Here is a 17,339-nt window from a genome sequence, read left to right on the forward strand (position 1 = left end):
CAGCCATGGATCGCATCGTTTACGACCGCATGGCGGCACATGACACCACCCATTGGTGGTATCGCGCGCGGCGCGAGGTTCTGGCCGACTATATCACGCGTGAGGCGGGGCTGAAGCCGGGCGCGCGCATCCTGGAAATCGGGTGCGGCACCGGCCACAACCTGCCGATGCTGGCCCGGTTCGGCGCGGTGGACGCGATCGAGATCGACGCCGCCGCCCGCGCCATTGCCAGCGAGCGGCTGGGCAAGCCGGTGGGCGATGCGCCGCTGCCCGAACTGCCCGGCGTGCCGCGCGGCAGTTATGACATGATCGCCGTGCTGGACGTGGTCGAACATATCGCGGACGATGTCGGCGCGCTGAAGGCCATGGCCGATTGCCTGAAACCGGGCGGGGCGATCCTGATCGCGGTGCCGGCGCATCCGTGGATGTGGAGCGCGCACGACGTGGTGAACCATCACCAGCGCCGCTATACCAAGGGGACGTTGGACGCCGCGATCCGCGCCGCCGGGCTGACCCATAATGGCCTGCGCTGGTTCAATTCGCTGCTGTTTCCCGCTGCGGTCGCCGCGCGGCTGGCGGGCAAGCTGACCGGCAAGGACGACAGCGACGATTCGCCGCCGGCCGCGCCGCTGAACGCCGCGTTCCAGGCGATTTTTTCGCTGGAGCGGCATCTGGTCGGGCGGATGCCGTTGCCGCCGGGCCTGTCGATCCTGACAATCGCGCGCAGACCCTGATCCGTCCCCTGCCGGGGGTGGACCGGAGGTCGAACCTCACACCAGCGGCGGGTGGACGTCGTCCTGGTCGCGCGCCTCGACCGCGTTATAGCCCAGCGTGGCGTGGCCGCGCGCCGTTCCGGCGATATCGGCGACCAGATAGAGCGGGCGGCGCTTCGCCTCGATATACAGGCGGCCCAGATATTCCCCGATCAGGCCAAGGACGAACATTTGCGCCGCGCCCAGGAACAGGACCAGCAGCATCAGCGACGTCCAGCCAGCGACCGTGCCCCCCAGCGCCCAGCTGGCCAGAATGTACAGCATCAGCAGCCCGGCCGCACCGACCAGCCACATGCCGATATGACTGGCCAGCCGCAGGGGCGCGGTGGAAAAACCGGTCATCGCATCGAGCGCGAACCGGATCATCTTGGCCAGCGGATATTTGGTTTCGCCCGCATGGCGTTCCGCCCTGTCGTACAGGAACGGCACCTGTCGAAAGCCGATCCAGGCGACCATGCCCCGGATGAAGCGCGCCTGTTCCGGCAGGGTCAGGAACGCATCCAGCGCGCGGCGGCTCATCAGGCGGAAATCGCCGGTATCCAGCGGGATCGGCGTATCCGTCACCCGGTCGAGCACGCGGTAAAAGGCAGCGGCGGTCAGTTTCTTGAACAGGCTTTCGCCCTCCCGCTTGCGGCGGACGGCATAGACGACATCGGCGTCCTGTTCCGCCATCACCGCGCGCATATCGGCCAGCAGTTCGGGCGGATCCTGCAGATCGGCGTCGATGATCAGGATCTGTTCGCCGCTGCACAGGTCCAGCCCGGCGGTCAGCGCAAGCTGATGCCCGTGATTGCGCGACAGGTTGATGCAGACAAGGTGCGGATCGGCCGCCGCCAGCCGCTGCATCACCGCCCAGCTGGCGTCGCGCGAGCCGTCATTGACCAGCACGATTTCGAAATCCTCGCCCACCGCGGCGCGCGCGGCCGCCGCAATGCGGGCGTGCAGCACCTCAAGACAGGATTCTTCGTTGTAACAGGGGACGACGACGGAAAGCCGGGGACGTTGCATGACCGCGCGCTTTAACGTGGAGATGCGCGCAAGTCATCGACAGATTGCGGGACAATCCGGCGGCCGGTCGCGCGCGATCAGGCGGCGCGCAGTTCGGCCATGAACCGGGCGGTCATCTCTGTCAGCGTGGCGGCGGTTTCCGACAGGCTGCCGGCGGCGCCGGCGACGCTGTCGGACAGAAACTCGGTCTGAAACGCGACCTGCGCGATTTCCTTGACCTGATCGGCCATCATTTCCGCGCCTGTCGCCACATCGCGGGCGCTGAGTTCGATGGCGTCGGCGGTGCCATGCTGTTGCCGCACGGCCGCGCGGACCGACTGGGCAGCGTCGGCCAGTTCGCTGACCATGGCGGCGATATCGGCAAGGGCGGAATCGGCGCGGTCCGCCTCGCTATGGATCGAGCCGGCAAGGGTCCGGATTTCGGTGGTCGCGCCCGATGCCTGTCCGGCAAGCTGCTTTACCTCGTTGGCGACGACGGCAAAGCCGCGCCCGACCTCGCCTGCACGCGCCGCCTCGATCGTGGCATTGAGGGCGAGCAGGTTGGTGCGCGCGGCGATATCGTGGATCGATTCGGCAAATCCGCTGATCGTATCCGTCCGGTGGCCGAGCACGCCGACCGCCGCTGCGCCAGCCTGTGAACAGTCGCGGGCATCGGCGCTGAGCCGCGCCTGTTGTTCGGCAGTGGCGGCAATGGCGGTGATCGATTCGCTGAGTTCATGGATGCGCGCGGCAAGGCCCGCGGCGCCGAGCGACGACCGGTCGGCGGCATCGGCGGCCTGGGCCGTATCGCGTGTGGCGCGGCGGGCAATGTCGTTGAGCGCGCGGGCGGAATCGTTGAGGTCGGCGGCCGCGCTGCCCACGCGGGCGACCAGATCGGCGACCGAGGCGTTGAAGCCATCGGCAAAGCGGATGATTTCGGCGCGGCGCTGGGCACGTTCATCCGCTTCGATCCGCTGACGCAGTTCGCGTTCGTGCCGGGCGCGTTCCTCGGCCTCTGCGGCCTTGGCCATGGCCTGTTCCACCTGCTGGCGACGCTCATCCGCTTCGCGGGCATGGGTCTCGCTTGCCGCACGGGCTGCGTCCTGACGCTGAAGCAGCAGGGCAAGGCGCGTGGTAAGCGATGCAAGCACGGCAAACTGAAGCACCACGGCAACGGCGTGGATGATGACGCGGCCGATATTTTCCGTCCCCTGAAACACCCAGGCCGGCATGACCCAGCCCAGGATCAGATGGTGCAGCGCGACCATGGCGCTGGCCAGCAGCATCGGACGCCAGTCGCACAGCACCACCAAGGCGGCGAGCGCGACGAAGAAGTACATATGGCCGTCCATCTGCCACTCATGCCCGGCCATCAGGAACACGCCGAGCGCGGGATAGACAGCGGCAAGCGACCCGATGGTCAGGCGCGCGCCCGCATCGTGACGACCGTTCAGATAGTTGCGGGTCGGCAGGATGGTCGCGGCAGCCGCGATCAGGACGGCCAGCCCGACATGCTGCGAGCCGGTGGCAAGGCCGATCAGCCCGATGGCAAGCACACAGGCCCAGCCGCCAAGGACGATCAGCCGGACACCGGTGCGGCGCAGGCGGTCAAGGCTGGGGGAGGGGGCATCCGTCATTGGGGAACTCCGCAACCGGCGCGGGGTGCGCGCAGGATCAGGGCATGGCCGACGCTGCCGGCAATCCGGTCCAGCCGGCCATGGACGATGATCGAACCGGGCAGCGGCCCCAGATCGACCAGCGCAGCGCCGCCGTCCATTGCCGGGCCGGTCACGTCGCGGGAATCCATCGGGATGATGAGCATCGCCCCTTCCGCCGGGGGCAGCATGGTCAGGCCGCCAAGGGCAGCAAACGCCGCCAGCGACTGACCGAGCCATACGGGGAGGATCAAACAAACACGACTGAACACCATCCCCGGTTAGGGGACATTGGTTATCCGGCGGTTAACCGCGATCCTGCGATTCGCGGATTTCGCCAGGCGACAGGTCCGCAAGGAAGCGGGCGGCGATATCGCGCGCGACACGGATCGGCCGGCGGCTGTGAACGTCGAGCGCGCACCAGCTGCTTTCCACCTCTGCCAGCACGTCCTCGCCGCGCTTGATCAGGGTGCGGAACAGCGCGCGTGCGCCCTGAACCCGTTCGGCCACCACCGTGGCGATCACCTGATCCTCAAGGAACGCGGGGCGGCGATAGGTAATCTCGTGCTTCAGCGCGACCCAGAGATGCGCGGCCACCGCCTCTGCCGGGGCGACTGCGCGCCAATAGGCGATCACGGCATCCTGTACCCAGGTCAGATAGACGGCGTTGTTCACATGGCCCATGAAGTCGATGTCGCCGGGGGCGATCGACACGGCATGATCATGCTGGGTGACGGGGGTGTTCACGCGCCGGATCATGCCCGCTGCTTACATCAGTGTCAATGAACTGTCAGGCGCGTTCGGCGGCACTCACCGCATCGGCGGCACGCAGGGCGGCAAGCAGGCGCATCAGATGGCTGTTGTCGCGCACCTCCACATCAATGGCATTGGTGTGAAAGGTGGTGTCGCGATTGTCCATGCGCAGGCCAAGGATGTTGGCGCGGTGCGACCCGATGATGGTGGCGATGGCACCCAGCGCACCGGGTTCGTTCTTCAGCGTCACCGAAATGCGGGCAACGCCGCCCTCTGCCTTGTCGCCCCAGTTCAGGTCGACCCATTGCGCATCGTCGAAATGGTCGAGTTCGGGACATTCGATGGCATGAACGGCAATGCCGGTCCCCGGCTGGCGAATGCCGACGATGCGGTCGCCCGGCACCGGACGGCAGCAATCGGCCAGATCGAATGCGACGCCGGGGGTCAGCCCCTTGATGATGATCGCATGGCGTTGCGGCGGCAGTTCCCCCGCTTCGTCCGCGTCGGCCGAACCGGGCATCAGCGCGTTCATCACCTGTGCGTCGGTCAGGCTCTGGCGCGCGATGGCCTGCATCAGCGCGGCATCGTCGGCCAGTTTCAGCCGCTTCAGCGCCTCTGCCACCGCCTCCGGCCCCACCTTGGCGGGCAGGCGTTCGATGATGTTCTCGAACAATTTGCGGCCCAGCTTGTCGCGTTCCACGCGTTCCTTCTGGCGCAGATGGCGGCGGATCGCGGCGCGCGCCTTGCCCGTGATGGCGAAGTTCATCCACGCCTCGTGCGGGCGCTGTGCCTTGGATCGCAGGATCTGTACCTGATCGCCATTGGCCAGTTCGTGGCGCAGCGGGACGACGCGGCCGTTCACCTTTGCACCCACCGCCTGATCGCCCAGATCGGTGTGCACGGCATAGGCAAAGTCGATCGGCGTCGCGCCCTTTGGCAGCTGGATCAGCTCGCCCTTGGGCGAAAAGGCAAAGATGCGATCCTGATACATCGCCATCTTGGTATGCTCGATCAGCTCTTCCGGGCTTTCGGCAGTGTCCAGGATCTCGATGAGGTCGCGGATCCAGCGGACCTGCGTGTCGGGGCGCACCGCATCCTGTTTATAGGCCCAGTGCGCGGCAAGGCCGTGTTCAGCCTGTGCGTGCATTTCGGCCGTGCGGATCTGGATTTCGACGCGCGTGTCGCCGGCGTGCATGATCGTGGTGTGCAGCGACCGATACCCGTTGCGCTTGGGCGTCGAGATGTAATCCTTGAACCGCCCCGGCACCATCGGCCAGCGGCGATGGATGATGCCGAGCGCGCGGTAACATTCCTCCTCGGTCGGCACGATCGCGCGGAACGCCATGATGTCGGACAGCTGTTCAAGGCTGACATGCCGTTCCGACATCTTTTTCCAGATGGAATAGGGGTGTTTCTCGCGGCCCGACAGTTCCGCCTCCACCCCGCCGCGAGACAAGAGCAGCTTCAGACCCGACGCGATCTTGGCAATCCGGTCGCCGCCGCCTTCCTTCAGCGCGGCAAGCCGGCGGGTAATGGATTCATACCCCTCCGGCTCCAGCTCGCGCATGGCCAGCGTCTGCATCTCCTTCATGAATTCGTACATGCCGATCCGCTCGGCGAGCGGGGCATAGATATCCATGGTTTCGCGGGCGATGCGCTTGCGCTTTTCCGGCTTTGCGATGTGGTGGAGCGTGCGCATGTTGTGCAGCCGGTCGGCCAGCTTGACCAGCAGCACGCGAATGTCGTCCGACATGGCGAGCAGGAATTTGCGCAGGTTTTCGGCCGCGCGCTCGTTTTCCGACTGCGCCTCGATCTTGGACAGCTTGGTCACGCCGTCGACCAGCCGGGCGACCGACGGGCCGAACTTTGCCAGGATTTCGTCCGGCGTGGCGACCGTATCCTCGATCGTGTCGTGCAGGATCGCGGTGGCGATCGTCTCGTCATCCAGCTGCAGGTCGGTCAGGATGCCCGCAACCTCGATCGGATGGCTGAAATAGGGGTCGCCGCTGGCGCGTTTCTGGCTGCCATGGGCGTGCATGGAAAAGACATAGGCGCGGTTCAGCAGCGCCTCGTCCGCGTCCGGGTCGTAACTTTTGACCCGCTCAACCAGTTCATATTGCCTCAGCACGCCGCCAATGTGGGGCGGCGCGCCGGGTCTTTGCAAGCGGTTAGTGACGCCGAATATGGCGCAAAAGGCACAGTTCTGCCGAAATCAGCCCTTGGCCTTGGCATTGCACTTGGCCAGCTGTTCCGCATCGAAGGCCAGGCCATCGACCGCAAAGGCGGTCAGCGTGCCGACTTCGCGCACGGCCAGCTCGCACACCACCTTTGCCGGGCTGCTGCCCTTGGGCGCGACGCAGCCATTATCGGTGCAACGCCACATCACGCCGCGCGTGATGAAGCTTTCACCCGCCTTTGCAGCCGCAGGGGCGGCCATATAGCCGGCGCGCGATTGCGCCATGGCGGGGGCGGCGGCGGAAACAAGCGCGGCGGCAAGCAGGGCAAGACGGATCATTCGCGGAAACTCCCCTGGACACGAATCGAAATAGGTTGCAGGACGATACTTACACCAATGTTTTTACGCACATGCGTCATAGGTTGCAACAGGAAACTATTGCTGCATTGCCGCAAAACAAGCGTTTCCAATTTGCACCCGATCGGGATAGGTTCGACGACCATGTCGGAAAAATTGCGGGAACCCCTGGCGGAGTTGGCGGCCAATTGCAGCCTGCCCGCTGCACTGGAAGCGATGGGCGAACGGTGGTCGTTCCTGATCCTGCGCGCCGCGTTCAACGGATTGAAGCATTTCGAGGAGTTTCAGTCCGAGCTGGGCATAGCCCGCAACATCCTGGCCAACCGGCTGACCCGGCTGGTCGGGCACGGCATCCTGGAACGGCGGCCATGCGAGGATGACCGGCGCAAGGTGGAATATTGCCTGACTGAAAAGGGGTTTGCCCTGCTGCCAACCATGGTCGCGCTGCGCCAATGGGGCGAGCGGTGGGAAACCGGCACCCCGGCCAGCCCGGTACTGGTCGATGCGCGCGACCGGCGGCCGGTGCGACAGGTGTCAGTGCTGGCCCATGACGGCCGCCCGCTGACCAAGCAGGACCTGGTCTGGGCGTTGCCCGAGGAGGTTGCCTGACCCGCCGGTTCGCCGGGCAAGGCCGCGGCGATCCGTTCAGCCGTCGCCGACGCGCTCGATATCCGCGCCGACCGCCTGCAGCTTTTCCTCAAGCCGCTCATAGCCGCGGTCGAGGTGATAGATGCGGCTGACCTGGGTTTCGCCCGTCGCCGCCAGACCGGCGAGAATCAGGCTCATCGACGCGCGAAGATCGGTCGCCATCACGGGCGCGCCGATCAGGGGCGACCGGCCGCGCACGACGGCGGACCGGCCCGTCACCTGAATGTCCGCGCCCATCCGCGCCAGTTCGGGCACGTGCATGTAGCGGTTTTCAAAGATGGTTTCGGTCAGCACGCTGGCCCCGTCCGCCTGGGTCAGCATCGCCATGAACTGCGCCTGCATGTCGGTGGCAAAGCCGGGGAAGGGCGCGGTGGACAGCGACACCGGCTGAAGCGGGCCGTTGGCGGCGACATGGATGCTGCCGGCGGTTTCGGTGATCGTCACGCCCGCTTCCTGAAGCGCGACCAGCGTGGCGCGCATGTCCGATGCCTCGGCACCGACCAGTTCCAGCGCGCCGCCGGTGATCGCGGCGGCACAGGCATAGCTGCCCGCCTCGATCCGGTCGGGCATGACGCGATAGGTCGCGCCGTGCAGCCGGTCGCGCCCCTCGATCGTCAGGGTTTCGGTGCCGACGCCGTCGATGGACGCGCCCATCGCGATCAGCAGGCGGCACAGGTCCACGATCTCCGGCTCGCGCGCTGCATTTTCCAGGACCGTGGTACCCTTGGCCGTCGCCGCCGCCATCAGCGCGTTTTCGGTCGCGCCGACCGAGACGACGGGGAAGGTGAAGCGACCGCCGGGCAGGCGGCCACCGGGGGCCGTCGCCTTGACATAGCCGGCCGCCAGCTCGATTTCCGCGCCCATCGCCTCGAGCGCCTTGAGGTGCAGGTCGATCGGCCGGTTGCCGATCGCGCAGCCGCCCGGCAGCGACACCGTCGCCTCGCCCATCCGCCCGATCAGCGGGCCGAGCACCAGGATCGATGCGCGCATCTTTCGCACAATGTCATAGGGCGCGGTGCTGGAGGTCAGGCGGCTGGCGCGCATCGTCATCACCCGGCCGAATTCATCGGGCCGCGTGCCTTCGATCATGGTCGAAACGCCGAACTGGTTCAGCAGATGCCCGAAACTGTCGACATCGGCCAGCCGCGGCAGATTGCGCAGCGTCAGCGGCTCATCGGTGAGCAGCGCGCAGGGCAGCAGGGTGAGGGCGGAGTTCTTGGCCCCGGAAATGGCGATGCGGCCGGACAGGCGGTTGCCGCCGCGGATAAGGATGCGGTCCATCGCCGGGTTAGTAACGGGTGCGGTGCAGGGCGCAAGGGGGGTGGCCGCACGCGGCGGCCGGGCCAACCCGATCCGTTGCGTCGATTACGCCTTTTCCAGCGTGCATTGCAGCGGATGCTGATTCTGCCGGGCGAAATCGATCACCTGGCTCACCTTGCTTTCCGCCACTTCGTACGTGAACACCCCGCACACGCCGACGCCGCGCTGATGGACGTGCAGCATCACCTGGGTCGCCTCGTCCCGCGTCATCCGGAAAAACCGCTGAAGCACCAGCACGACGAATTCCATCGGGGTGTAATCGTCGTTCAGCATCAGCACGCGATAGGGCGTGGGCTTTTGCGTCCGGGTGCGGGTACGGGTGGCGACGCCGAGCGACGTGCCCTTGCCGTCGTCATCCGGTTCGTCGGCCATGGTGGCGGGGATGGGGAACAGCGGCTGGGTCATGCAGCCGAAAATATGGCAGGTCGCAGCCCCGGGGCAAGGGGGCGGGACAGGAAAAAGGCGCGATCCGGCGCGCACCAATGGAAAGGGCGGCCGCACCCGGTGGTGCGACCGCCCGTCCATGGATCGGATCGGAACCGCTTACGCGGCGATCTTCATCTTGTCGGCGGCAACCGCGACGCGGTTGCTGATCGGCTGGGCGGCGTCACCGGCCAGCTTCAGCATCGCTTCGGTCTGCTTCGACGTTTCGGCGACGACCGTGTCGAACAGCGAGCGGAAATAGTCGCTCTGGATCTTGGCGAACTCGGTCGGCGACTTGGCGCTGGCCAGGCTCTTCATGGTGGCGGTCGCCTGCTCGAAATGCTTGCGGCTCAGCTCGACGGCTTCCTGACCCAGCGTTTCCATGCCCTTGACGGCAATCTTGCCGCTTTCGACCACGGCTTCGACATTGCCCTTGGCCAGGTCGTTCATTTCCTCGACCAGCTTGGCATTCTTTTCCATGGCGGCCTTGGCGCGCTCGTTCATCTCGGCAAACATCGCCTGGCTCTTTTCGGTGACGGTTTCGAACGTGGTGGTCATGATGTCGGTGTCCTTCTTTGCGGCGGTGCGCTTCAGTGCGGGCTTCACAGGGGCAGCGGCCTTGGCGATCGTGTCGACCGCCTTGCTGACCGCCTCGACCACCTTGGCTGCGGGCTTGGCGGGTTCGACCGGCTGGACAGCGGCGACAATCGCCGGTGCCGGTTCTGCTTTCGGGGCGGCTTCGGCAACGGCCTTCACCACCTTTTCCGTCACGGCGGTCGTTGCCGCCGTGGTTGCCGCAACCGCCTCGACAGCCGCTGAAGCGGCTTGCTTGACCGGCGCTGCGGCCTTTGCCGCCTCGCGGGCCACCGGCTTGCCGGTGCCGGGCTTTTGACCCTTGCTCGCCATCATTCAGCTCCTCGTGCTATTGCTGCGACGCAGCATATAACAACGATGATCGCCAAGATCAAGCGGCTTTTGTGCAGTGCAACATAAGTGATTTTCGATACCGTTATCAATGGCTTGCGCCGATGAGTGCGGTGCCGGAATAATCCTACTGCATCAGCGTAATTTCACATACTCGCCCGGGGCATCGCTCAGCGCCTTGCCCGGCTTTCTTGGCCCGGTCGCGGGCACTTTTCCGGCATCCTGCGCGGCGATCCATTCGATCCAGTCCGGCCACCAGCTGCCCGCCGTCTCGCGCGCAGAAGCGACAAAGGCGTCGAGCGATTCGGCCGGGGCGTCACAGGTCCAATACTGGTATTTGCGTGCCGAGGGCGGGTTGACCACGCCCGCGATATGGCCCGATCCGGCCAGCACGAACCGCACCGGCCCATTCAGATGCGTGTTGAGTTTCCACACGCTGGCCGCCGGGGCGATATGATCCTCTTTGCCGGCCTGGATATAGGCGGGGGTTTCGATGCGGGTCAGGTCGATGGGCGTGCCGCCGATGCTGAGCGCGCCGGGCACGACCAGCCGGTTGTCGCGGTACAGATCGGTCAGATAGCTGAGGTGCCAGCGCGCGGGCAGGTTGGTGACGTCCGCATTCCAGTGGAGCAGGTCGAACGGCGGATAATCGTCGCCCAGCAGGTAATTGTTGGTGACATAGTTCCATATCAGCTCGCGCCCGCGCAGCAGATTGAACGTGGCGGCCATGTAGCGCCCGTCCAGAAACCCCTCGGCAGAGATGGATCGGATGAATTCCAGCTGCTCGTCGGTGACGAACAGCGACAGGTCGCCGGCTTCCGAAAAATCGACCTGCGCGGTGAAGAAGGTTGCGCTCTTGACCTTGTCCGCCTGTCCGCGCGCGGCCAGCACCGCCAGCGTCGCGGCAAGCGTGGTGCCGGCCACGCAATAACCGATGGTGTGGACGCTATCGACGCCCAGCAGGTCGCGCACGGTGTCGATCGCGTCGATCTGACCCCGTTCGACATAATCGTCCCAAACCACGTCCTTCATCGTGGCATCGGCGGATTTCCACGAAACGACGAACACGGTCAGCCCCTGATCCACCGCCCATTTGATGAAGCTTTTTTCGGGCGTCAGGTCGAGGATGTAGAAGCGGTTGATCCACGGCGGAAAAATGATCAGCGGCACCGCGAACACCTGATCCGTGGTCGGCGAATACTGGATCAGTTCATACAGGTCGGTGCGATGGACCACCTTTCCCGGCGTGGCGGCGATGTTGCGGCCCAGTTCGAACCCGCTGCTGTCCACCTGCGTCATCTGGCCGCGGGCCATGTCGCTCAGCATGTTGGACAGCCCCTTCAGCAGGTTTTCACCGCGTGTCTCGATGATGCGTTCCACGACGACGGGATTGGTCGCGGGGAAATTGGACGGGCTGATCGCGTCGATGAACCCCTTGGTCGCGAAACGAAGCTGTTCCTTGTGCCGGGGGTCGACGCCCTCCAGCGAATCGACCCCGCGCAGCATATGGTCGGCGATCAGGAAATAGCTCTGGCGCAGGAAATCGAACACCGGATTGTCGCGCCATTGCGGCGCCTTGAACCGGCGATCGCTGCTGAGTTCGCGCGGTTCCGGTTCGCCGGCCGCCGCCTCCGGATCCAGGAAACGCTGCCGCAGCTTCATCGTGTCGGCCCAGAAATCGGCAGAGGCGCGGGCAAAGGCGGTCGGATCGCTCCATGCGGCCATCGGCCCGGCCTGCATCGCGCCATAGCCATGTTCCAGCATCATCTGCTGCGCTCGGCCAAGCACCCAGGTCCAGTGCTGCAGCTCTTCCAGCCGGGGGGGCTCGGCGTGCTGGTCGGTCATCTGGGCATCCCTCCATTGCGTGACGCCAAGGTCTTAGCCCAGCCATGCCGCCCCGTCAGCCCGTCGCGGCGCCCGTCACCGGCCGGGGCGACAAATCGGTGACGCAAAAGATTCCCGTGACCGGCGAAACCGGCTAAGGTCGTCGCTCCTCCAACGGAAAGAACGAGGTCCATGTCCGACGAATTCTACCGCATGAAGCGGCTGCCGCCCTATGTCATCGCCGAAGTCAACGCGATGCGGGCAGCGGCGCGTGCGGGCGGAGAGGACATTATCGACCTTGGCATGGGCAATCCCGACCTGCCCCCGCCGGACCATGTCATCGACAAATTGTGCGAAGTGGCGCGCAAGCCGGGCGCCCATGGATACAGCCAGTCGCGCGGTATTCCGGGCTTGCGCCGGGCACAGGCCAATTATTACGGCCGCCGCTTCGGCGTCGAGCTGGACCCGGAGCGGGAAGTCGTCGTCACCATGGGGTCGAAGGAGGGGCTGGCCAGCCTGGCCACCGCGATCACCGAACCGGGCGATGTCGTGCTGGCACCCAATCCCAGCTATCCGATCCACACGTTCGGTTTCATCATTGCGGGCGCGACGATCCGCAGCGTGCCGACCACGCCGGACGAGAATTATTTCCGCTCGCTGGAACGCGCCATGGCGTTCACCGTGCCGCGCCCGTCGATCCTGGTCGTCAATTATCCGTCCAACCCCACGGCCGAGACGGTTGACCTCGCTTTTTACGAGCGGCTGGTCGCCTGGGCGCGGGAAAACAAGGTCTGGGTGCTGTCCGATCTTGCCTATTCCGAGCTGTATTTCGACGGCAAGCCGACCGTGTCGATCCTTCAGGTGCCGGGGGCCAAGGACGTGGCGGTCGAGTTCACGTCGCTGTCCAAGACCTATTCCATGGCCGGGTGGCGCATGGGCTTTGCGGTCGGCAACCAGAAACTGATCGCGGCGATGACGCGGGTCAAAAGCTATCTGGATTATGGCGCGTTCACGCCCATTCAGGCGGCGGCCTGTGCCGCGCTGAACGGCCCGCAGGATATCGTGGAAAAGAACCGCCAGCTGTATCACAAGCGGCGCGACGTGCTGGTCGAAAGTTTCGGCCGGGCGGGGTGGGACATTCCGGCCCCGCCGGCGTCCATGTTCGCCTGGGCACCGCTGCCGCCCGCGCTCGCCCATCTGGGTAGCCTGGAGTTTTCCAAGCAGCTGCTGACCCATGCCAAGGTCGCGGTCGCGCCGGGCGTCGGCTATGGCGAGGATGGCGAGGGTTATGTCCGTATCGCCATGGTGGAAAACGAACAGCGCCTGCGCCAGGCGGCGCGCAATGTGCGCAAATATCTGCAGTCGATGGGCGTCAACACCGGCGCGAAGCAGGCGGGATAGGGACGCGTCCAATAAGATCGTCACCCCGGCTCAGGGCCGGGGTGACGAATGGTTACTGTACGTTGTCCACCGCATCGACCGCATTCACGTCCAGCATCTCGGCGGCTTCGTTCAGCGCCTGCGCCTCGCCCACCGATACCCCTCCTGGGCCGGGATCGCTCTGCGACGGCCCGCAGGCGGCAAGCAATGCAATGGGCAACAGGATCAACAGGCGCATAAGTTCTCCCGATCAATAACGCTGAGCCTAGCCGCGAACAGAGCGAAAGTCATGATCCTCCCCTGCAAGGGAAGGTGGCAGGCCGCAGGCCTGACGGAGGGGTGGCTCCCGCTGACGATAACGTCACACCCCTCCATCGCGCTCGCCCGCGCCGCCTCCCCGTGCAGGGGAGGATCGGCTGGTAAAACCGCATCCTTCGACAGGCTCAGGAGGAGCGAGAACGGGAATTGGCGAATGCGGTTGTCACCGGTCATCCTTGCCCCTTGTCCCTGTTTCCATAAGCCGCAACCCACGCCCAACCCCCGCTCATCCTGAGCCTGTCGAAGGATGTATCCCTGCAGGCAAGCATGGAGCACCATCTCTCGAAGCTTCAGGATAAGTGAGAGCAGGGTGTGCTCTCCGCCCATAAAAAACGGCCGGCGCATCGCTGCACCGGCCGCTACGAATGATCACGCCTGTGGCGGGTTATTCGGCCTTGTTGTCACCGATATTGTCGGCCTCACGCTCAATCGAATCGCCGACATTGTCCAGCGCGCGCTCGGCCGTGTCGAACGCTGCGTCAACGTCGTTGGCGGCCTCTGCGGCGGTGGCTTCCGCGTCGGAGGCGATGGCTTCGGCCGCTTCGCCGGTTTCGTTCTTTGCCTGTTCGGAGCAGGCGGCCATGCCGAAAGCGGACAGGGCGATGATCGGTACGAACAGCGATTTACGCATCGGAGCTATTCCCTTTGTCGTTGATAATCCCGCGAAAATTCCGCCGATGTTTCGGTCGATCGTTCCGCGCGCGCCATGGATAACGCCCGTTTGTGCAGCAGGTTGCAAGCATTGGATGCGGATCGCGCGTTGACCGCATATAAAGAAATCTTTATATGACGATCCATGGCGCAGGCACTCGAGATATTCCGGGCATTGGCGGACCCGACGCGGCTGCGCATCCTGTCGCTGGTCCGGCGCATGGAATTGTCGGTGGGCGAACTGGCGCAGGTGCTGGAACAAAGCCAGCCGCGCGTGTCCCGGCACGTCAAGATCCTGACCGATGCCGGGCTGGCCGTGCGGCGCAAGGAAGGCAGCTGGGTCTTTGTCGCGCTGGGGGCAGAGGGGACGACGGCCCCCGTCATGGCGGCGATGGACGCATGGGCCGGGCCGCTGGATCACGCGCTGGCCGATGCCGACGGGCAGCGGCTGGCCGCGGTGCTGGCCGAACGGACCGCAGCGGCGGCGCAGTGGTTTCAGGCGCATGCCGGGGAATGGGACGCGATCCGCAACCTCTATATCGCCGAAAGCGAGATCGAACAGGCGATGGTCAACGCGCTGGGCACCGAAACGCTGGGCCGGCTGGTCGATATCGGCACGGGCACCGGGCGGATGCTGGAATTGTTCGGCCCGATGGCCGCGTCCGCGATCGGCATCGACCGGTCGTCGGAAATGCTGCGGCTGGCGCGGGCCAAGCTGACCGAGCGGGGGCTGGACCGGGCGGAACTGCGCCAGGCGGATTTCTATACCCTGCCGGTCGAGGATAACGGGGCGGACGCCGCGATCCTGCACCATGTGCTGCATTTTGCGCACGCCCCCGAACAGGTACTGGCCGAGGCGGGGCGGGTGCTGGCGGCGGGCGGGCGATTGCTGGTCGTGGATTTCGCGCCCCATTCGCGTGAGGAATTGCGGACGCAGGAGGCGCACGCCCGGCTGGGTTTTTCGGACGAACAGATGCTTGGCTGGTTCGCGGCCGCTGGCCTGGCCCCCGAACGGGTGGACACGCTGAAGGGCGGCGAACTGACGGTGAAATTATGGGTCGGGCGCAAGCGCGCCGCCCCGGTGACGGAGAAGATTGCGGCATGAGTATCTCGGTTTCCCAGCTCGAAGAAGCACGCCGGGCGCTGGAAGCGCCGCTGTTCGCCGATCTGGCAGGCGATGCGGCGGTCAGTTTCGAATTTTTCCCTACCAAGACGGAAAAAATGGCCGAGGCGGCGTGGGACGCGCTGATGACGCTGGCGCCGCTGGGTCCGCGCTTTGTCTCTGTCACCTATGGCGCTGGCGGATCGACGCGCGACCGCACGCATGAAACGGTGGCGCGCATCGCACGGGACACCAGCATCCCGGCCGCCGCGCACCTGACCTGCGTCAGCGCCAGCAAGGAAGAGGTGAACGCCGTTGCCCGCGAATACTGGGCGGCGGGCGTGCGCCATATCGTCGCGCTGCGCGGCGACATGCCGGTGATGGGCGAAAAGTTCGTCGCTCATCCCGACGGATACCAGAATGCGGCCGATCTGGTCGCGGGGCTGCGCGCACTGCACCCGTTCGACATTTCTGTCGCCGCCTATCCCGAATGTCACCCGGATTCGGCCGATGTGACGGCGGATATCGACAATCTGAAGCGCAAGATCGACGCCGGGGCGAACCGCGCGATCACTCAGTTCTTTTTCTCGCCCGACACGTTTTTCCGGTTCCGGGATGCAGCGGCGGCGGCGGGGATCGGCGCTGAAATCGTGCCGGGCATCCTGCCGGTGTCCAACGTCGCCCAGACGCGCAAGTTCGCCGGAATGTGCGGCGCGGCAATCCCGGAATGGATGGACCGATTGTTCGATGGCCTCGACGAACATCCTGCCGCGCGCCAGCTGGTTGCGGCGACCGTCGCGGCGGAAATGTGCCGCCGGCTCTATGCGGGCGGGGTGCGGCATTTCCACTTCTACACGCTGAACCGCGCCGAACTCAGCTTTGCCATCTGCCACCTGCTTGGCCTGCGCGCGCAGGACGAGCAGGGCCGGGCGGCGGCCTGATCATCAATTGCCCCTCCCCTCTGGGGGGAGAGGAGCATGGAGAAACCAAGTGTCTACAGCCCGCCAAGCCTTTCTCGACATTGCCGCACAGCGTATCCTGATCTTTGACGGCGGCTATGGCACGTCGATCCAAAAGTTCGGGTTGCAGGAGGCGGATTATCGCGGCGACCTTGACCTGCCGATGGATCAGAAGGGCAATAACGACCTGCTCTGCCTGACCCGGCCGGACATCATCAAGGGCATCCATGCCGCCTATTTCGCGGCCGGCGCCGACATGGTGGAAACCAACACCTTCAGCGGCACGCGGATCGCCATGGCCGATTATGGCTGCGAGCATCTGGTGTGGGACATCAACCTGGCCGCCGCGAAACTGGCGCGCGAGGCGGCGGAGGAGGCGAGCGCAAAGGACGGCAAGCGCCGCTTCGTCGCCGGCTCCATCGGCCCGACCAACAAGACGCTGTCGCTATCGCCCGACGTCAACGACCCGTCGTACCGCGAAGTCGATTACGATGCGTTGAAGGAACAATATAAGGAACAGTGCGCCGCGCTGATCGCCGGCGGGGTGGACTTCATCCTGATCGAGACGTGTTTCGACACGCTGAACGCCAAGGCCGCCGGCATGGCCGCGAAGGAAGCGGAGGCAGAGGCGGGGCGCGAGGTGCCGGTGATGGTCAGTTTCACCATCACGGACATGTCCGGCCGCAACCTTTCGGGCCATACGATCAACGCCTTCTGGTACACGCTGCGCCATCTGAAGCCGCTGACCGTCGGTGCGAACTGCGCGTTCGGGGCGGACCTGCTGCGCCCCTATCTGTCGGAACTGGCCAAGACGGCCGACACGCTGATCCTGGCCTATCCCAATGCGGGCCTGCCCAACGAACTGGGCCAGTATGACGAGTTGCCGGAGCGCACGGCCGAGCTGATCGCGGAGTGGACGCGCGAGGGGCTGGTCAATGCGGTCGGCGGCTGCTGCGGCACCACGCCGGACCATATCGCCGCCATCGCCCGCGCGGTTGCCGACGCCCCGCCGCGCCAGTTGCCGCAGGTGCCCGTCACCATGAAGCTGTCCGGCCTGGAGCCGTTCATCATCGCCGCCTGACCCATCAA

The 17,339-nt window shown here is 65.4% G+C and carries 18 protein-coding genes; 6 read left to right on the forward strand and 12 right to left on the reverse strand.

Annotated features, from left to right (window positions below; translation table 11 throughout):
• The first annotated feature begins 5 nt into the window (after window positions 1-5).
• Window positions 6-734 carry a class I SAM-dependent methyltransferase gene (locus ACNI3Q_RS09125; protein WP_426275979.1) on the forward strand — a complete coding sequence of 243 codons (729 nt, stop codon included), beginning with the start codon at window positions 6-8 and terminating at the stop codon, window positions 732-734.
• A 36-nt stretch (window positions 735-770) separates the two neighbouring features.
• Here the strand turns inward: ACNI3Q_RS09125 and ACNI3Q_RS09130 are convergent, their stop codons facing one another.
• From ACNI3Q_RS09130 to ACNI3Q_RS09155, 6 genes are all read right to left on the reverse strand, one after another.
• A complete protein-coding gene (locus tag ACNI3Q_RS09130; protein ID WP_426275981.1) occupies window positions 771-1,781 on the reverse strand; it encodes a glycosyltransferase family 2 protein in 1,011 nt (336 codons plus the stop codon).
• Window positions 1,782-1,858: 77 nt separating this feature from the next.
• Window positions 1,859-3,397, reverse strand: coding sequence for a methyl-accepting chemotaxis protein (locus ACNI3Q_RS09135; protein ID WP_426275983.1), 1,539 nt, complete (start codon window positions 3,395-3,397; stop codon window positions 1,859-1,861).
• Window positions 3,394-3,669, reverse strand: coding sequence for a hypothetical protein (locus tag ACNI3Q_RS09140; protein ID WP_426275985.1), 276 nt, complete (start codon window positions 3,667-3,669; stop codon window positions 3,394-3,396). The genes ACNI3Q_RS09135 and ACNI3Q_RS09140 overlap by 4 nt, the downstream gene beginning before the upstream one ends.
• Window positions 3,670-3,721: 52 nt before the next feature.
• On the reverse strand, window positions 3,722-4,174 hold the full coding sequence (locus tag ACNI3Q_RS09145; protein ID WP_260021894.1) for an acyl-CoA thioesterase: 453 nt from the start codon (window positions 4,172-4,174) through the stop codon (window positions 3,722-3,724).
• Window positions 4,175-4,205: 31 nt separating this feature from the next.
• Window positions 4,206-6,296, reverse strand: a complete 2,091-nt coding sequence (locus tag ACNI3Q_RS09150) for a RelA/SpoT family protein (protein ID WP_426275987.1) — start codon at window positions 6,294-6,296, stop codon at window positions 4,206-4,208.
• Between the two features lie 84 nt (window positions 6,297-6,380).
• Window positions 6,381-6,683: a CC_3452 family protein gene (locus tag ACNI3Q_RS09155; protein ID WP_260021895.1), complete on the reverse strand. Its 303-nt coding sequence runs from the start codon at window positions 6,681-6,683 to the stop codon at window positions 6,381-6,383.
• Window positions 6,684-6,845: 162 nt separating this feature from the next.
• On the opposite strand from ACNI3Q_RS09155, the gene ACNI3Q_RS09160 reads away from it, so the two are divergent.
• A complete protein-coding gene (locus tag ACNI3Q_RS09160) occupies window positions 6,846-7,310 on the forward strand; it encodes a winged helix-turn-helix transcriptional regulator (protein ID WP_260022379.1) in 465 nt (154 codons plus the stop codon).
• Between the two features lie 36 nt (window positions 7,311-7,346).
• On the opposite strand, the gene murA is transcribed toward ACNI3Q_RS09160, so the two are convergent.
• From murA to ACNI3Q_RS09180, 4 genes are all read right to left on the reverse strand, one after another.
• The gene (murA, locus tag ACNI3Q_RS09165) at window positions 7,347-8,630 is read right to left on the reverse strand and encodes a UDP-N-acetylglucosamine 1-carboxyvinyltransferase (RefSeq protein ID WP_426275990.1); all 1,284 of its coding nucleotides are present in this window, start codon (window positions 8,628-8,630) and stop codon (window positions 7,347-7,349) included.
• Between the two features lie 84 nt (window positions 8,631-8,714).
• The gene (gene clpS / locus ACNI3Q_RS09170; protein WP_260022381.1) at window positions 8,715-9,041 is read right to left on the reverse strand and encodes an ATP-dependent Clp protease adapter ClpS; all 327 of its coding nucleotides are present in this window, start codon (window positions 9,039-9,041) and stop codon (window positions 8,715-8,717) included.
• 171 nt (window positions 9,042-9,212) lie between these two features.
• Window positions 9,213-9,998, reverse strand: coding sequence for a phasin family protein (locus ACNI3Q_RS09175; RefSeq protein ID WP_426275992.1), 786 nt, complete (start codon window positions 9,996-9,998; stop codon window positions 9,213-9,215).
• A 153-nt stretch (window positions 9,999-10,151) separates the two neighbouring features.
• Entirely contained in the window at window positions 10,152-11,861 is a 1,710-nt protein-coding gene (locus tag ACNI3Q_RS09180) for a PHA/PHB synthase family protein (protein ID WP_426275994.1), read from the reverse strand.
• 171 nt (window positions 11,862-12,032) lie between these two features.
• On the opposite strand from ACNI3Q_RS09180, the gene ACNI3Q_RS09185 reads away from it, so the two are divergent.
• A complete protein-coding gene (locus ACNI3Q_RS09185; RefSeq protein ID WP_260021900.1) occupies window positions 12,033-13,241 on the forward strand; it encodes an LL-diaminopimelate aminotransferase in 1,209 nt (402 codons plus the stop codon).
• A 52-nt stretch (window positions 13,242-13,293) separates the two neighbouring features.
• On the opposite strand, the gene ACNI3Q_RS09190 is transcribed toward ACNI3Q_RS09185, so the two are convergent.
• Both ACNI3Q_RS09190 and ACNI3Q_RS09195 read right to left on the reverse strand, forming a co-directional pair.
• The gene (locus tag ACNI3Q_RS09190; protein ID WP_426275996.1) at window positions 13,294-13,458 is read right to left on the reverse strand and encodes a hypothetical protein; all 165 of its coding nucleotides are present in this window, start codon (window positions 13,456-13,458) and stop codon (window positions 13,294-13,296) included.
• Window positions 13,459-13,923: 465 nt separating this feature from the next.
• Entirely contained in the window at window positions 13,924-14,169 is a 246-nt protein-coding gene (locus tag ACNI3Q_RS09195; RefSeq protein ID WP_426275998.1) for a hypothetical protein, read from the reverse strand.
• A 165-nt stretch (window positions 14,170-14,334) separates the two neighbouring features.
• Here ACNI3Q_RS09195 and ACNI3Q_RS09200 point away from each other — a divergent pair, with 165 nt between their 5' ends.
• From ACNI3Q_RS09200 to ACNI3Q_RS09210, 3 genes are read left to right on the forward strand one after another with little or no spacing between them, the layout of a single operon-like run.
• Window positions 14,335-15,294 (forward strand): ArsR/SmtB family transcription factor, encoded by a 960-nt coding sequence (locus tag ACNI3Q_RS09200; RefSeq protein WP_426276000.1) that lies wholly within the window; start codon window positions 14,335-14,337, stop codon window positions 15,292-15,294.
• On the forward strand, window positions 15,291-16,232 hold the full coding sequence (gene metF, locus ACNI3Q_RS09205; protein WP_426276002.1) for a methylenetetrahydrofolate reductase [NAD(P)H]: 942 nt from the start codon (window positions 15,291-15,293) through the stop codon (window positions 16,230-16,232). Before ACNI3Q_RS09200 ends, metF begins: the two co-directional genes overlap by 4 nt.
• 49 nt (window positions 16,233-16,281) lie before the next feature.
• Window positions 16,282-17,331, forward strand: a complete 1,050-nt coding sequence (locus tag ACNI3Q_RS09210; RefSeq protein WP_426276004.1) for a homocysteine S-methyltransferase family protein — start codon at window positions 16,282-16,284, stop codon at window positions 17,329-17,331.
• Window positions 17,332-17,339: the final 8 nt, after the last annotated feature.

The organism is Sphingomonas eleionomae (assembly GCF_049889035.1).
GTDB lineage: Bacteria > Pseudomonadota > Alphaproteobacteria > Sphingomonadales > Sphingomonadaceae > Sphingomonas.

Bases quoted from the DNA above. Each gene is read 5' to 3' on its own strand.
- ACNI3Q_RS09125 (WP_426275979.1), top strand. From the start codon at position 6: ATGGATCGCATCGTTTACGACCGCATGGCGGCACATGACACCACCCAT.
- ACNI3Q_RS09130 (WP_426275981.1), bottom strand. From the start codon at position 1,781: ATGCAACGTCCCCGGCTTTCCGTCGTCGTCCCCTGTTACAACGAAGAA.
- ACNI3Q_RS09135 (WP_426275983.1), bottom strand. From the start codon at position 3,397: ATGACGGATGCCCCCTCCCCCAGCCTTGACCGCCTGCGCCGCACCGGT.
- ACNI3Q_RS09145 (WP_260021894.1), bottom strand. From the start codon at position 4,174: ATGATCCGGCGCGTGAACACCCCCGTCACCCAGCATGATCATGCCGTG.
- ACNI3Q_RS09155 (WP_260021895.1), bottom strand. From the start codon at position 6,683: ATGATCCGTCTTGCCCTGCTTGCCGCCGCGCTTGTTTCCGCCGCCGCC.
- ACNI3Q_RS09160 (WP_260022379.1), top strand. From the start codon at position 6,846: ATGTCGGAAAAATTGCGGGAACCCCTGGCGGAGTTGGCGGCCAATTGC.
- murA (WP_426275990.1), bottom strand. From the start codon at position 8,630: ATGGACCGCATCCTTATCCGCGGCGGCAACCGCCTGTCCGGCCGCATC.
- clpS (WP_260022381.1), bottom strand. From the start codon at position 9,041: ATGGCCGACGAACCGGATGACGACGGCAAGGGCACGTCGCTCGGCGTC.
- ACNI3Q_RS09175 (WP_426275992.1), bottom strand. From the start codon at position 9,998: ATGGCGAGCAAGGGTCAAAAGCCCGGCACCGGCAAGCCGGTGGCCCGC.
- ACNI3Q_RS09180 (WP_426275994.1), bottom strand. From the start codon at position 11,861: ATGACCGACCAGCACGCCGAGCCCCCCCGGCTGGAAGAGCTGCAGCAC.
- ACNI3Q_RS09185 (WP_260021900.1), top strand. From the start codon at position 12,033: ATGTCCGACGAATTCTACCGCATGAAGCGGCTGCCGCCCTATGTCATC.
- ACNI3Q_RS09190 (WP_426275996.1), bottom strand. From the start codon at position 13,458: ATGCGCCTGTTGATCCTGTTGCCCATTGCATTGCTTGCCGCCTGCGGG.
- ACNI3Q_RS09195 (WP_426275998.1), bottom strand. From the start codon at position 14,169: ATGCGTAAATCGCTGTTCGTACCGATCATCGCCCTGTCCGCTTTCGGC.
- ACNI3Q_RS09200 (WP_426276000.1), top strand. From the start codon at position 14,335: ATGGCGCAGGCACTCGAGATATTCCGGGCATTGGCGGACCCGACGCGG.
- metF (WP_426276002.1), top strand. From the start codon at position 15,291: ATGAGTATCTCGGTTTCCCAGCTCGAAGAAGCACGCCGGGCGCTGGAA.